The sequence below is a fragment of the Succinivibrio dextrinosolvens DSM 3072 genome, assembly GCF_900167015.1.
Classification (GTDB): Bacteria; Pseudomonadota; Gammaproteobacteria; order Enterobacterales; family Succinivibrionaceae; genus Succinivibrio; species Succinivibrio dextrinosolvens.
The window spans coordinates 68,100-83,218 of sequence record NZ_FUXX01000006.1 but is presented as its reverse complement, the minus strand read 5'-3'; the positions used below and the strand labels follow the sequence as shown (position 1 = coordinate 83,218).

11 protein-coding genes are annotated in these 15,119 nt (G+C 39.2%); 4 read left to right on the top strand and 7 right to left on the bottom strand.

The features are described 5' to 3' along the window. Positions 1 to 201 (top strand): transposase (locus B5D46_RS03085; RefSeq protein ID WP_200805006.1); only part of this gene is annotated, 201 nt, incomplete at its 5' end. A 115-nt stretch (positions 202 to 316) separates the two neighbouring features. Here B5D46_RS03085 and purU read toward each other — a convergent pair. Beyond that, complete coding sequence (purU, locus tag B5D46_RS03080) at positions 317 to 1,165, bottom strand: formyltetrahydrofolate deformylase (RefSeq protein ID WP_078928188.1); 849 nt, start codon at positions 1,163 to 1,165, stop codon at positions 317 to 319. A 223-nt stretch (positions 1,166 to 1,388) separates the two neighbouring features. Between purU and gltA the strand changes: the two genes are divergently transcribed. After that, positions 1,389 to 2,705: a citrate synthase gene (gltA, locus tag B5D46_RS03075; RefSeq protein ID WP_078928186.1), complete on the top strand. Its 1,317-nt coding sequence runs from the start codon at positions 1,389 to 1,391 to the stop codon at positions 2,703 to 2,705. A 130-nt stretch (positions 2,706 to 2,835) separates the two neighbouring features. Here the strand turns inward: gltA and B5D46_RS03070 are convergent, their stop codons facing one another. Continuing rightward, the gene (locus B5D46_RS03070; protein WP_078928185.1) at positions 2,836 to 8,358 is read right to left on the bottom strand and encodes a hypothetical protein; all 5,523 of its coding nucleotides are present in this window, start codon (positions 8,356 to 8,358) and stop codon (positions 2,836 to 2,838) included. Between the two features lie 194 nt (positions 8,359 to 8,552). Here B5D46_RS03070 and B5D46_RS03065 point away from each other — a divergent pair, with 194 nt between their 5' ends. Next, positions 8,553 to 9,038 carry a type III secretion system chaperone gene (locus B5D46_RS03065; protein WP_078928184.1) on the top strand — a complete coding sequence of 162 codons (486 nt, stop codon included), beginning with the start codon at positions 8,553 to 8,555 and terminating at the stop codon, positions 9,036 to 9,038. A gap of 15 nt (positions 9,039 to 9,053) precedes the next feature. Here B5D46_RS03065 and B5D46_RS03060 read toward each other — a convergent pair whose 3' ends face one another. After that, the gene (locus B5D46_RS03060) at positions 9,054 to 10,538 is read right to left on the bottom strand and encodes an aminotransferase-like domain-containing protein (protein WP_078928183.1); all 1,485 of its coding nucleotides are present in this window, start codon (positions 10,536 to 10,538) and stop codon (positions 9,054 to 9,056) included. A gap of 157 nt (positions 10,539 to 10,695) precedes the next feature. On the opposite strand from B5D46_RS03060, the gene B5D46_RS03055 reads away from it, so the two are divergent. Continuing rightward, a complete protein-coding gene (locus tag B5D46_RS03055) occupies positions 10,696 to 11,307 on the top strand; it encodes a LysE/ArgO family amino acid transporter (protein WP_078928182.1) in 612 nt (203 codons plus the stop codon). 81 nt (positions 11,308 to 11,388) lie between these two features. Here B5D46_RS03055 and sctR read toward each other — a convergent pair whose 3' ends face one another. From sctR to B5D46_RS03035, 4 genes are read right to left on the bottom strand one after another with little or no spacing between them, the layout of a single operon-like run. After that, positions 11,389 to 12,042, bottom strand: coding sequence for a type III secretion system export apparatus subunit SctR (gene sctR, locus B5D46_RS03050; protein ID WP_078928181.1), 654 nt, complete (start codon positions 12,040 to 12,042; stop codon positions 11,389 to 11,391). A gap of 4 nt (positions 12,043 to 12,046) precedes the next feature. Beyond that, positions 12,047 to 13,063, bottom strand: coding sequence for a type III secretion system cytoplasmic ring protein SctQ (gene sctQ, locus B5D46_RS03045; protein ID WP_159443006.1), 1,017 nt, complete (start codon positions 13,061 to 13,063; stop codon positions 12,047 to 12,049). Next, positions 13,056 to 13,709, bottom strand: a complete 654-nt coding sequence (locus tag B5D46_RS03040; protein ID WP_078928179.1) for a hypothetical protein — start codon at positions 13,707 to 13,709, stop codon at positions 13,056 to 13,058. Before B5D46_RS03040 ends, sctQ begins: the two co-directional genes overlap by 8 nt. 21 nt (positions 13,710 to 13,730) lie before the next feature. Further along, on the bottom strand, positions 13,731 to 14,807 hold the full coding sequence (locus B5D46_RS03035; protein ID WP_143675593.1) for a hypothetical protein: 1,077 nt from the start codon (positions 14,805 to 14,807) through the stop codon (positions 13,731 to 13,733). Between the last annotated feature and the right edge of the window lie 312 nt (positions 14,808 to 15,119).

The following is a 15,119-nucleotide window of genomic DNA, read 5'->3' as shown; positions in this document are numbered from 1 at the left end:
AAGAGTCAGAATGACCACTACAGAGACGGCATTACCAATGCCGGCATCTACCATATCAGGACAAGTGTTCTGGAAGGTATAAATAACAAGATAAAGGTTCTAAAGCGTGTAGCCTATGGGTACAGAGATTTAGATTATTTCTTTTTAAGAATAAGAAGTGCATTCAGAGGAAAGTTTACTCCAATCCCGACGATTGGATAGAAGAAAGCCCTGATGAATTTTATTATATTCAAATCAGGGCTTTCCACAGATTCACGGATGAACCAAAAAAAAGCACTATACTAATATAGTGCCTTACAAGAAAACAGAATAAGATTTAGAAGACTACAGTCTTATTACCGTGAATAAACACCTTGTCATCTAAAACCTTGTTAACAGCTCTCATCAGAACCATCTGCTCTACATCGTGACCGGCCTTGGCAAGAGTCTGAGGATCATAACGGTGATTTACCTTGATAACATCCTGTTCAATGATAGGACCTTCGTCCAGGTTATTTGTAACAAAATGAGCTGTAGCACCAATAATCTTCACACCTCTGTCGTAAGCCTGATGATATGGCTTTGCACCGATAAATGCAGGTAGGAATGAGTGGTGAATGTTAATCAGTTTGCCTAATGGATAGTGATTTACAAAGTTTGGAGAAAGAATTCTCATGTACTTTGCCAGAATGACATAATCTGGATTGCACTCGTCAATTACATCCATCATGTTCTTTTCCTGCTCTTCCTTGGTAATACCCTCACAGGAAACAAGCTTGAAAGGAACACCAAACTTCTCAGCAAGAGCACCTAATTCAGGATAGTTACCGGCAACCAGTGAGATATCAGCATTCATTGCACCGGAATATGATTTCATCAGAAGTTCACCCAGACAGTGAGATTCCTTGGTTACCAGCACACACAGTCTGCGCTTTGACTCATCCTTAAGACGGACAATAGCACCTTCTGGAAGGACATTGATAACAGTATTGATTAGAGTCTCAGAAATCTTTTCGTCACTGAAGTTACCTTCAATAACAGTTCTCATAAAGAATCTGTTATCTTCATGGGAAGCAAACTGATCCTGACGAATTACGTTCATATGAAACAGGAAGCAGACGTTGGTAATCTTAGCAATAAGACCAACATCATCCTTACACTCGGTTAAAAGAATTCTTCTTTCCATAATTACTTCTTTCATAGCTAACTCTTAACTTAGATATTCCTGCTAGCATATACAAAATTAAGAAAATATGGAACAGATTGGCAAAATGAACCACAAGCGTGCGCTCTATAACAGTGCAAAGAGCCAATATTTTCAATTATCTATACATTTATGAGAATGTGTTTACAATGAAATCATGGCTAATGCGTTTTGTTTATTAAACAAATGATAAGGAATAATCATAATGGCAATAGAAGAAAAACTACCTGCTTTAGACAAATATGCAACTCTTATCATTCCAGGTAAGGATCCGATTGAACTTCCTATTCTTAAAGGAACTATCGGACCTGAAGTAATTGATATCAGAGAACTCGGCAAGCAGGGATATTTCACCTATGATCCTGGCTTTGTATCAACCGCATCATGTACCTCAAAGATTACTTTCATTGATGGAAAGAATGGTGTTCTTCTATACAGAGGATATCCAATCGACCAGCTTGCAACCAAATGCGATTATCTGCAGGTCTGCTATCTGCTGTTTAAGGGAGAGCTTCCAACTAAAGAGCAGTATCAGGAATTTGTGCACAGAGTAAAACACCATACTCTGGTACATACTCAGATGGAATCACTGTTCCAGGCTTTCAGACGTGACTCCCACCCTATGGCTGTGCTTTGCGGTGTGGCAGGAGCGCTATCAGCCTTCTATCATGACAAGCTTGATATTTACGATCCTGAGCATCGTGAACTTACTGCAGTACGACTGATTGCAAAGATGCCAACTCTGGCAGCTATGTCATATAAGTACTCAATCGGTCACCCATTTGTTTACCCAAGAAATGATCTGAGCTATACCGCAAACTTTCTGCATATGATGTTCTCTACACCATGTGAGGAATATAAGGTTAACCCAATTGTTGAAAAAGCCTTGGACCGAATTTTTACCCTTCATGCAGACCATGAGCAGAACGCATCAACCTCATCAGTACGTCTTGCAGGTTCATCTGGAGCCAACCCTTATGCATGTATTGCTGCAGGTGTAGCTTCTTTATGGGGCCCAGCTCACGGCGGTGCTAATGAAGCCTGTCTGCGTATGCTTGAGGAAATCGGTTCTGTTGACAGAATCCCAGAGTATATTGCAAGAGCAAAGGACAAGAACGATCCATTCAGGCTGTTCGGCTTCGGTCACCGTGTTTACAAGACCTTTGATCCTCGTGCAATTGTTATGAGAGACACCTGTCATGAAGTACTGGATGCACTTCATATTGACAACAATCCTCTTCTGAAGATTGCAACCGAGCTTGAGAAGATTGCCCTCAACGATGAATACTTTGTAACCAGACATCTGTATCCAAACGTTGATTTCTACTCAGGAATCATTCTGAACGCTATCGGCATTCCAACTTCAATGTTCACCGTAATCTTCGCACTGGCAAGAACCATCGGCTGGATCACCCACTGGAATGAAATGCATACAAATGAGGACTTCAGAATCGGTAGACCTCGTCAGGTATACACCGGAAAGGAAAAGCGTGACGTAAAACCTTTCAGAAGCAGAAATTAGAATACAACGCAAAAAGGTCGACTAAGTCGATCTTTTTTTTGTCAATCTGCTATAAAGAATCACTCTGAAAAAACAGAGGTCTGCATTATACAGACCTCGTTTTTTTTGGTTCACAATACGTACAACTACGCTACAGGCTGGTTGCGCTTATCTTCAGAACATAATTTGAATTTGACTTGTTTTCTGTGGTATAGCTTGCGTAACCGCCACTTACTATAGACAGCCAATCTTCATTCTTAATAGTCGAAGACTCCCCTCCCTTGGTTTCAATAATCACATCCTGTAAAGTGAAATTGGAGTTTACCTTGCCAGCTTCCTTTTCAAGCTTAGCCTTATCATCCTTATAGGTATCAATAACTGACTGCTTAAGGGTTCGAACAAAGGTAACCTTAACAATTTTTTCTTTTTCTATCAGTTCCTGAAGCTTTGCTTTAACAGTATCGTTGATAAGCCCCTTTTCCTCCATCAGCTTAAGATCGTTATCTGTCAGCTTGTTGGATACAGTTTTTTCAGTTGCCGCATCAATATTTCCTGTTGTTGCGGAATAGTGCTTGGATGAAATATGCTCAATATGATAAATATCATTATTGTACTGGTTATACTTGTCTATTTTCTTTGAGAGACTATCTACAGCATCAACAAACTTCTTTGCCTTTTTCGGATCGCTCTTATTCAAGGCATTGGTTGTGGTAGACACGATTATATCCGTTACAACGTCAGTTCCATCCTTGACTTTTACTATATCCTTAAATACCTGATCTGCTCCCTTGTCCAGATTGGAGAAATCTGGTTTATGAGTACCAGGAGCAAGCTCAAATAATTTGATCTTCTTGCCTATTGTATGTTCAGTACGGTACTCAACTATAGAGCCACTATTATCAATAACATTAGAACGCTGGAAGTTGAATTTGTATGAAAGATCAACAGCGCCAATGTTTGTGTAATCAACAATATTCTTGATTATAGGATGCTCTTTTGCATACTTCTCTACTAAGGCTTTCTTTGCTGCATCATCCTTTTCATTGTTGATTGCATCAAGATCATCATGATGCAGAAAGCCCTGTAGGACCTTACTCATGGTTGCCTTAACCTGCACCTTACCGGAGGCATTGAAGGATGATCCTGAAGCAGCCTCTGAAGCAAGACGTACATCCTCTTCGGTAAGCTGAGCGGTATACATCTTACACATGAAGGCTGCAGCTTCATCATCAGTATCAAACTTAAGCTCAAGTATGCGGTTACCACCTGCAGAAACTCCGGCAGAGCCTTTCGCACCACCTGCAATTGCAGGCTTTCCGGAAGCTTCTACTTCAAGGCCTACCTGTAAGATACTTGCATTGATAAACATGCTGACTTTGCCATCAGGATTTCTTCCGATCATCATGGCAGCATTTGAGCCTAAGGTGAGCGAAGCCTTAACCTTCAGAATATCATTTTTATCTAAAGCTCCTCCTGTAACAGCGTCAATTGCTGCAAGCGCATTGAATGAAACCTTAAAGTTCATATCCTGTGTTACATATCGGATTTCATTTTCACCGATTCTGGAAACAGTTTCCTTCATGGCAGGCAGGTACTCATGGAAATCATGAGCTCGCTTTTCAGCCTCATCTGAAGGCAGTCCGCCAAAGAAAATCTTGGCAGATCTGAAGACTCCTTTTATGTCATTAACAATTGAGAAGAAATGAGACTTAACACTTCTGAACATCTTGGTCAGGATAAACTGATCTGATGTCTCACTTAGTCTTGCCTTTGCCAGAAGTTTAGCCATGTTTGAATCAAAGCCACGAACCTTCAGGCAGTGAACCATCATGTTCTCAATCTTAGCCTTTTCAGCAGCAGGAGTGTCGCTCTTCTTGTAAGCTTCATAAAGCGCGTTCTTACCAGCATAGCCAAGCTTTGTTGCTGCGTAGCTGGATGCAAGTCTCAGCACATCACGGACATCACTTCTGCTAAGAAGTTCGTTAGATAGAGGTCTTAAAGATTCAGACTCACTCTTGGTTAGCTTTGTATCAAGATCTAGAGCTTCCCTGTTACGAGCTGTATTTCCGTAGCCTGACTTATAGGAGGAGACAATCTTATTAAGATTAGTACCCGCTGCAGCATTGACAGCAGCATCACTCAGGGCTGTAGAAATTGATGTAGTAGCAGCGTTCTCTGAAGTTCTGTTCTCATAGCTCTTGTAGACTACTACTGAGTCAGCAACAGTTGTAGTTTCAAGCTTCAGATGATTACCGATAAAGGCATTAAGCTTGCTGGTAAATACCTCATCATCAGCAGCATTTGAAAGCTCAAGAAGATCAGCACTGAAGGAAGTCTTACCATTGACTGGATCTTCTGGGACCTGGGTAAAGGTTTTTACATCAATATTCTGATTTAAAATCTTAAGGTTGCTGATAAGTTCCTTCTTCTCAGCAGAAGTCAGAGGTACTTCCTTTGTTACATTGGAAATATTCTCAATCTTATCGTATTCGTAGACTGCTACCTTTGAGGAGAAATCACTTACAAGATGATTTAAGAATTCAGTCTGAGTATTCATTTTGCCATTGATGATGGCATCAAAATACTCATTCTGCTTGGCATGAGCACGAGCAGTAATCTCAAGATTAATTCTCTTAACTTCATCTGGAGACTGCAAAGCCGCATCTAAAATATTATGATTCTTCAGATACAGCTGACTAACCTCAAATGTAGCAATTGTGTGAGCATTCATCAGACCGGAAATCTGCATGTACTTGTTAATCAGAAGCTTGGTAACCTTTGATAGAGGTTCTACATTGACCTGTGTTGTAAGGGCTTCCTCAAGTTTTGACAATGCATTCTGACACTTTGTCTTAAATGCATTCACATTCTCATCTGAAAAACGAGGATCTGGTTCAAAATCGAGATTCAGAGCCTGGTATTGAGACTGGTGAACAAGATATTCCGCATAATCTTTAGCAAAAGTCATTTCATCTTTTGTAAAGGTTATTAGCTGTCTGTTACTAATTCCATAAGCTGCCAGAGTTGCATCATCAAGCAATGATGCATCATCAATGAGATTGTCTCTTAAAAGGGAGATAGAAACAGCTACATCCTCACCTTTTACAGAATCTTTAGGACCAAGTTTCTGAGCTGACAGAAGAGCTGAGATTGTAGGCATACCGATTGCTACATCATGAGACTTCTGCAGATGAATAAAATTGTCTGCAATCTTATGATTACGGTTAACCTCATCTGCAAGCTTGTTCTTATTGATGCCGATTTTGATAAGCTCATCAGGATCAGAGATGTTATTGTAGGCATCTGATGACCAGCTGGTTCCAAAGGTATAGACATCCTTACGCATTTCTTCTAGTGACAGAAGAGATTTACCCTTGTCTGATGCAACCAGCACTGTCTGCAGAGCTTTCTTGTCATCAAGCTTGGCGTTAAGGCTTGAAGCAATATTACTTACTGTTGACAGCTGACCTTTCTCTCTTAGAGCACCTGTCATGGTACCACCAAGCTTAGCTCTGACATTGGCATCTAAAGATGCAATAAAGTTCTGTCTTGCTTGCTCTCCTGGGGTTGGACCGTTTGCTCCAGCTGCATTTTCTTCAGCAGCTGTAGAGTAAACACGTGCAGGAGCATCAGCAATAGCGTTGGATTCAATAAGCTCTTTCATATTCAGATGGTATGCTGAATAAAGAACAGTGTTCCAGATTGCATTGAGTTCCTTTAAAGGAATATTGACAGTAAAGGCTAAAAGCTTCTTCAGATCTCCGGATGTAATATTGTTTGCTGAGCCAGTTCCGATCTTAACTAAAAGATTCACAACCTCTACTGTATTAGCACCAAAATCAATTTTAGCTGCAGTTGTAATCTGAGCTACGATTTGATTTACAGATTCCTTTACTGCCAGCAGATTCTTCATATAGCCACACTGCTGCTTTACAGCAGGAGAATCTGTATTTCTTGCAAGAGCTGTTGCCATCTTGAAGAATGCTAATCTGGTATTTCCATCTGTTAATGCCTTATCAATCTTCTCGTTTAAAAGAGTTTTTGCTCTTTGTGGATCTGATAAGGCTTCAGCGTATGATTCCAGGAATGAAACAGCAGATTCAATCTTAACCGCCTCTGTTGCATTAGCTGGTGCATTTAAACCGCTAAAGCCCAGGAATGAAAACTTGTTATTTGCAACAAGTCTAATCACTTCAGAGAAATTAGATTTAAGTGCATCACTGTCTGGAGCTCTTATAATCAGAGCCTTTAATGTCTTAAAGTTCAGACTGTCATTAAAGCCTTCATGTGCGTTTGCATCAAAAGCACTGAACTTATCCTTAAGAGTCTGTAAAACCACTGAGGCTTTCTCAGAAGTTATCTCCCTGTTAATGCTTGAAAAAATTGACAGCAGCTCATTGGCAAATGCGTCATTTTTACCTGGATTTGCAAAGAGAACTTCAATGCGTGAATTAATGTCACTGACAGCCTTTTCCTCATATCTTGAAAGCTGAGCCAGCAGATATTCATTATTGAAGCCCTCAGTCCTGATTCGATTCTTTATCTGATCAAGAGTATAGCCATTAAGATTAGGATCCTTAAAGATTCTGTCCAGTTCATCCTTTTCGCTCAAAAGCTTATCAACAATAGCCTTGTGCTCATTGAAGGAAATATACTCCATTGACTTTGATTCATTGAACAGATAATTGGCAACAATACCGCACTGCTTAGGAATTCCACCGGTACGATTGTTTGTAACAAAAAGACTTTTATTAGCTTTTAAAGACTCAGGATCAACCTTTGAAATATTTTCTGCAGCCTGTCTAAAGCTGTCTGCAAGTTTGTTAACCTTGGTGTTGGCGGCTTCCTTATTATTACAGATAGCGGTTGTAAAACGCTGCAGCTGTTCCAATGCTTTCTGAGCAAACTGATTAGGTACATCCTTGAGCAGGTCATTTGCTGTTGAATAGAGTTCTGAAACAGCCTTTGCTATATCTTCTGAAGATGAGGCTGCCATCAGATTACCAATCAGAGCCTGCAGAGACTTCTCTATGTTTGGATCTCTCTTGTTCTGAGGAAGTTTAGCTAAAATATCTTTTGAAAAGGCATAACAGAAAGTATGAGCAATCAGAAGATCAACATAGGCTCTTTGTGCATCATTTGTTGAGGCATTGTATAGAACACGCAGCTGTTTGATAGGAGACATCTCTTTAAAGTGCTTGGCACATGTAATTTTGAATTCAAGATCACACTGAGATGCTAAATCCTGAAGCTTTGCAAGATTTGGACATGCTAAGGCTGTATAAGACAGAACATCAAAGCCCTGGTTCTGTTTTATAAAACCGGTTATAAAAAGCTCATCATCCATACCAGAGATCTGCTGGTTCTCTCCGTTTAAGGACTTGGCTTTATTCAGTATTTCTGCTGAGTCAAGAGGATTCTTCAAAGAGAAATTACGCTGAGGAACATCGCCATCCTCAAACAGGTCGTTAGGAAGATTTGCAAGAACATCCTCATTATTATTTTGGAGCTGGTTGTTTACAGCATTATTCTGCTCTTTAACAGCACCGGCAAGAGAATTAACAGCCTGATTAGGAGCTGAATTTCTGTTATGTCCCTGTACCTGATTGCCTGCGTCATTATTCACATTTACTGCGCTAACTCTGTTATCTGCGCCATTAATTCTATCTGACATAATCTAATCCTTTCCTATTCTATAAAATGTGAACTACTTTTTTATATGATAAGATATTTCTTGCGTTATGTAACTACTTTAGAAAATATATGTGAAGTGTCGCACGAAATAGTTTTGAAAAAAATGTAGAATATATTCATAATTAAATTAAAGGTAAAAATCACCCAAAAAAATAAATATATAAGGGGCAAAACATGGATATTATGCATATAAACAATCTGTTAAAGCAGTTTAAGAGAGTTCATCTTAACGATTTTCTGGAGAATGGAATATCGACTACAAGACTCAATGACGGTAATGAACTTTATGCAAATATTACAGATAACAGTGTAATGTTCTTTATGAGTGTAGAAAAACTTGGGGATAACGCAGAAGACCATCCAAATGTATTCTCAGACCTGCTTGCTGCAGCAATGGCAGGAGGAAAATTCTCCAACCTTCGCATTGTATATGATAAAGAAACCACTATTGTGTGGGTCTGCTACGATATTTCGATAGATCACCTTACAGCTGACAGATTCGAGGAAGGAGCTGAATGCTTTATAGAAAACGCTCAGCCTTATATAGATTATTTAAGAACAGTTATTACCTCTTCATTTCTTGATGAAAACGCTGTTACAGGTGTTCCACAGTCTAACGGGAACAGAATGAGCAATATACATAATTTTTTTAGTATCTGATTTTCTGGGGGGACACTATTTTTTTCTTCCATGTTCAGACTGAAGCTTGATTATCAGTTTTTTGAGGGTAGTAGCCCCCTTTTCAAATTCACTCTCAGTAATGTACGCATAAGATAATCTTAGGGAATTATTGTCTTTGAAATCGTAAATATCCCCTGGATTCAATAGGATACCTTCCTTAATCGCAGCATTAAACAGCAGTTCAGATCTTATTGGAGCTCTGAAAGTAAGCCATATGTAAAAACCTCCATGAGGTTTTGTCCAGTCTGCAATTGATGAAAAGTTCTCTGAAAGAACATTCAGCGCATTATCAAGTCTTTTTTTCAAAACAGATTTGAGTCGGAAAAGATAATCATCATACATACCAGATCTCAGGAATTCTAAGAATATATACTGGGATACAGAGCTGGCACCATAATCCATCTGCATTTTTGCATCGCCTAATCTTTTAACAACTGCCTGTGGCGCAACCAGCCATCCGATTCTAAGCCCCGGAGACAGAGTTTTAGAGGCGGTTCCAAGATAAATTACCATACCGTTCTGGTCAAAGAATTTAATCGGATTAAAAGAACAGTCATCAAAGCTTAGCTCCTGATAGGCTCCATCCTCTATAACAGGAATTCTATTTGTAAGACAGAAATCCAAAAGCTCCTCTCTTCGTTTATCGCTCATACAGATTCCGGTTGGATTATGGTTGCTGGGAATTGTATAAACCACAGACGTATTTTCTTTTGCAGACGGCTTAAGCAAAGGCAGCATCTTCCAGTACTCCATCCCGTCTTTATCCATAGATATTCCTGTAAGCTCAAGACCTGCGGACTGGAAAACCTGGAGGGATTTTAAATATGATGGGGCTTCAACAAACACCTTTGATCCGCTTTTTAAAAGGCATACTGAGATAAGCTGCAGAGCCTGAAGTGAACCTGAGGTGATAAGAATACACTTTGGAGAGGTATTTATACCAATTTTCTTTAAATGTCTGGCAATTTCACAGCGAAGCTCATAAAGCCCCAAAGGCTCAAGATAGCCCAGTGAAACCACTTCTTTTCCTACACGGCTCAAAGCCTTCTGCCATAATTTAACGGGAAAAAGTCTTGGATCAAGTTCGCCTGTTCCCAGTCTTAACAGACTTCTTTCAAATTCCAGCTGATTTATCATCTGCAGAGTAGAGATGTTCTCCTTGAAGTTACCTGAGAGAACATGCTTTGACCAGCTCTGATTGCTTTTTAAAAGTACCGACCAGGTATTGCTAGCAATTTCAGTTCCAGCACCATAGCTGCCTTTGATAATTCCGTAGGATGACAGTTCAGCAATTGCAGTGCTTACTGTTGAACGATTCACCTCAAAAAGCTCAGAGAGCTTTCTCTGGGAAGGAAGTCTCATACCTACAGCAAATGCACCTGAACTTACAGAAGAAAGAAAAAAATCAATTATCTGCTGATATGCAGGAATACTAGAGGTTCTGTCTGGCTTCCAGCTGATTTCAATACAGTTTTTCATATTGGAACTTGGTTGGTTAAAAACTACTAATTTGGTCGGTTACAAATTTTCTTACAAAAATATAATATCTCTTAAAATCAAGATAAACAAATGGGTTATTCCCCAGTGTAATTATAAATAACAAATAAAGTATAGTTAATTTGGTTGGTATATTTCAATGTACACTTATTTTTTTCAGGGACTGACAATGGGACTTGCCTATCTGGCACCTATTGGAATGCAGAATCTGTTCGTTATCAATTCAGCCCTGAATGATTCAAGAAGAAGAGCTTTTCTTACAGCTCTGATAGTAGCCTTTTTTGACATTACTCTTTCTGCATCCTGCTTTTTCGGTATAGGCAGTCTGATGGAGAAATATGAAACAGTTAAGCTGGGTATTCTGCTTTTAGGAAGTGCTGTACTGATAAAAATCGGCTTAAGCCTTATCAAAACAAAGGCAGAAGAGATAAGAAAAGAAGGTCAGAGCTTGCCTATTGGAAAAACTATTTCATCAGCATGTTTTGTAACCTGGTGCAATCCGCAGGCAATCATCGACGGAACCATGATGCTAGGAGCATTCCATGTAACCCTGCTCTCTAATCAGGCTTTACCTTTCATGTCTGGAATCATATCAGCATCATTCCTGTGGTTTTTGGGGCTGATTTTTCTTATCTCCATGTTCAGCGGAAAAATTAACTCAGGAGTACTGACTGTTATAAACAAAGTATGCGGTGTTGTTATCATCGTGTACGGAATGAGTCTTCTAAAGACCTTCTTCTCTCTGCTTTAAATCTTAATTCAAAAAGCACAAAGCACCTCTTTTTTTACGAAAGAAGTGCTTTGAATCGCTTAAATCTACCTGCAAAGAATACTAGTACGAGTAACTGTACATAAGTCCCTGTGTAAGCTTCAGCCAGCCGTCCAATGACACGAACAGCATCAGTTTGAATGGCAGAGATATGGACATTGGCGACACCATCATCATACCCATGGCTAGAAGAATGTTGGATATAATCAGGTCGATGGCAATAAATGGAAGATAAAGCAGGAAGCCAATCTGGAAGGCCTTGGTCAGCTCCGAAATTACAAATGAAGGAATTACGAAAATATAATTATCTGGTTCAATTGATTCTCGCATCTCTTCAGGCCAGATCTTCTTGGCTGCATTCACAAATGCTTTGGTGATACGAACATCAGTATTAACAACCAGAAAATCCTTTAAAGGCTTCGAATAGGTATTAAGATCCTCAACCATCTGAACAATACTATGGTTTTCAAACTGAACCCCGTCAAGATCATCAACAATCTGTTTTCCCACGGGAGCCATAATGAATACAGACAGGATCATGGAAAGTGCCGCAAGCACCATACCAGGAGGAGTCTGCTGAACACCCAATGCATTTCTGATTAGAGAGAGAACAATAACAATCTTGCAGTATGAGGTAACCACAGTGACCATAATCGGCATAATACCGATAACAGCCATAAGAACAAGAAAGTTAAAATGATTAAAATCACTTCCCATAAAATCAGCTCTTTAGTTCTGTAATCTGAACACCAATATTATCGCCGAGGTCAACCAGTCGGCCTGAGCCTACAATTTTTCCATTAACCTTAATGGATACAGGAGACTGTTTTGAGCATGACAGTGTTAAAACAGAACCAGGCTTTAATGATGTTACCTCATCATAGGTCAGAGTTCTTCTGTCTACCTCGAAGGCAACCTCAAAGTTCAGATCATCTGTATTTACAGTGCCTGCTGAATCTACCTGAGAACCACCGTCATTCATTACGTTTTCTTCAGTATTTTCGCTCATATTATTCTTATTCTCCTCGTTTGCGACTGTTTTTATACCTTTAAAAAAGCCCTGTCCTTCAGCTAAATCGAAAACCAGATATTTATTTGAAAGCTTTGCGTATGCAAGATTCGAATCAAAAAGATAAACATCCGGAATCAGAATATCCCCACAGCATAAATCCTTAAGATCTCTGGTTTTTAGAGTTACATATCCGATATCAAAACCAAGTTCAAATTCAAGACTATGAACAAGCTCGTTATTTACAGACTTCTCAAGACTCTCAAACATATGAGCCAGATTAAATGCAGCATCATCATTTGGGATCTCAACTTTAAGAGGTATAGTGCATGACTCATGAACCAGACTGCAGTAAAGAACCTGAGTTGATGAAAAAGAAATAGGAGGATCGCAGAAGGTAATATAGGCATTAACCTTTGATGACAGATACTCAATTTCCTTTGAAAAAGCAATCTCAAGGCTTGCAGATAACAGCTCAAATGGAAGGGATCTGATATTTATATCCTGAAGAAGAGGATCTTCATTCAGAAAAGCATCTGATAAAGCTGAAACTTTAAGCACAGAACCGTTGACATTCAGATAAGCACTGACAACCTCAGCCCCATCATACTCTGTAAGAGGAGAGAACTTAAAACTTCCCGCAGGTCCAACCACAGCATTGACAGAATTGAACAGTCTTGCCTGAGCGACGGAAAGTCGAGGTATCTCATATAGAACAGGTTCAGACATTATCATTATCCCCGTCTTTTAGTACAGACTCTCTCTCATTTGCAAGAGCGCCTGTATCGTTGTAAACACCCTCAGCTTCAATGCCATCAAAAGAAACGTCTACTCTGAAAGCATTCTTCTCATGAGAATCCAGGTCAGCCTCTAGCATATCCTTGGTAGCCATCAGCTTTTTAAAGGAAATAGGATCTGATGACACAATATTCACGAAAAGCATACCGCTGATATCACGAGTTAAGGTTATCGAGGTATTGGTAAGCACAGTATCATTAAGCTGAAGCATCACCTGATGCGCACCATCAAGTCTTGGCTGAGACACCAGAATCTTATCCACAAGAGATGTCACCAGCTGCTGCAGTTCTGTCTGAGAACCAACAGATGAACTCTGAGATGCGGCATTAGCAGAGGAAGATGTCAGAGAACTGGCCTGCTTAGCAAAAGAAGAAAACATTGAAGAAAGATCTGAATCCTTATTTTTAGATTCGCCCTGGTTCTTTTCAGAACCAACATCTTCCTTTTTGGACATTGCCTTATCAAACTGCTCTTTTTTCTGCTCAGACCAATAATCGTTGCCTCTTGTTTTTACATCATCCTTGCTTTCTGCTGCAGGTGCAGAAGAACCATCACCAGATACCCCCTGAACCCTCATGATATAACCTCTTTATGCTGATTAAATTTTTTTCATAATAAAGCTAGGAACAATCTTGCTGTCTTCCTTTAGTTTAAGATGCAGACGGTGTCCTAACTCAGTTTTATCCTGAATATTAAACAGAGGACTCATGCCTAATGATTTCAGAATCTTATTCATTAGAATTACATTCTTTCCATTGTTCCTCTTCACGTACAGGAAGCTTTCACCTTCAACTAGAGGATAATCAACCAGGACAATAGCCTCTCTTAAGGCTGCTCGAATTTCAGAATAATCGAAGCTTTCCTTTGTATACTGTTCCAGTTTGAATCTGATAATCTTCATCATAATCAGACGCAGATAGCTGGACATCTGATTGAAACGAGCTGTTTTGGTAAATATAAGCTCTTCTTTACTTACAGTAGCCTCACTTCCTGACATCTGCAGTTTTTCAAGAGTATCAGAATCAAGCTTCAGTCCAGACTGATTAAGAGATGTACTTAAAAAATCCATATCATATTCAGCTGACAGCTGCTTAACGATAAATCTCAACATATATAAAGATTCCTCGTTAAGAATATCTTGTGAATTTGCCATGTATTCCTTAAGCTGCTCTGCTGTGTAATTTACCCCCAGAAAGCCAAGATCCGGACCGTAGACAAGCTCATTACCGTCCTCATCCTCATAGCCCAAAATAGCAATCACAAGATTTGCCAGAATTACTTCTGATAAAGAGTACTTTAATTTTGCGTGATATCTTGACTGAAGATAGTTGAGACGATAATCAAGCTTTAGAATATCTGACCAGATATAGTTGAAAATGGCATATGCATAATTAACCTGAGGGAAGCCATTCTCATATTTCTTAAGTCTGGAACTTTTAGCCATTGAATTAAGGCGGGTAACTACATCTTTCTTGATTGCGCCCTTAAGTTCTGCAGATTTTTCCTTAACATCCTTTTTCAGCTTTTCAAGTGCATTTGGATCGTCTTTTAACAGATCGTCAAGCTTGCCTAATTTGTTAAGTGTTCTATGGCCAATAGAACCATCTTCTTTTCTGAAGGACTCAACCAAATAAACGTACTGGGTATTGTTTGATTTTTTTATTTGAATGTACATTTTTATAAGCTCAAAATACAAATAATAAACAGTTTACTAATACCATTATATATAAGAAAAAAGAATTTAGGATTGATTGATACTACAAACATAAAAATATTGTACAAAATGTTCCAATATTTCGTGTTAGTTCTAATTTTTTTAACTACAGTCTTGATTCAATAGATCCTATTCATTCTACTATTTTTTCTCATAATCATGAGACCTGCAGATAACATTCTGTAGCCACAAAAAAGAGACATCACTGAAGTTGCAGTCTTACCGAAGCAAAAACACTTTTTTGCACAATTCGGTAACACTCTTTTTTTCATT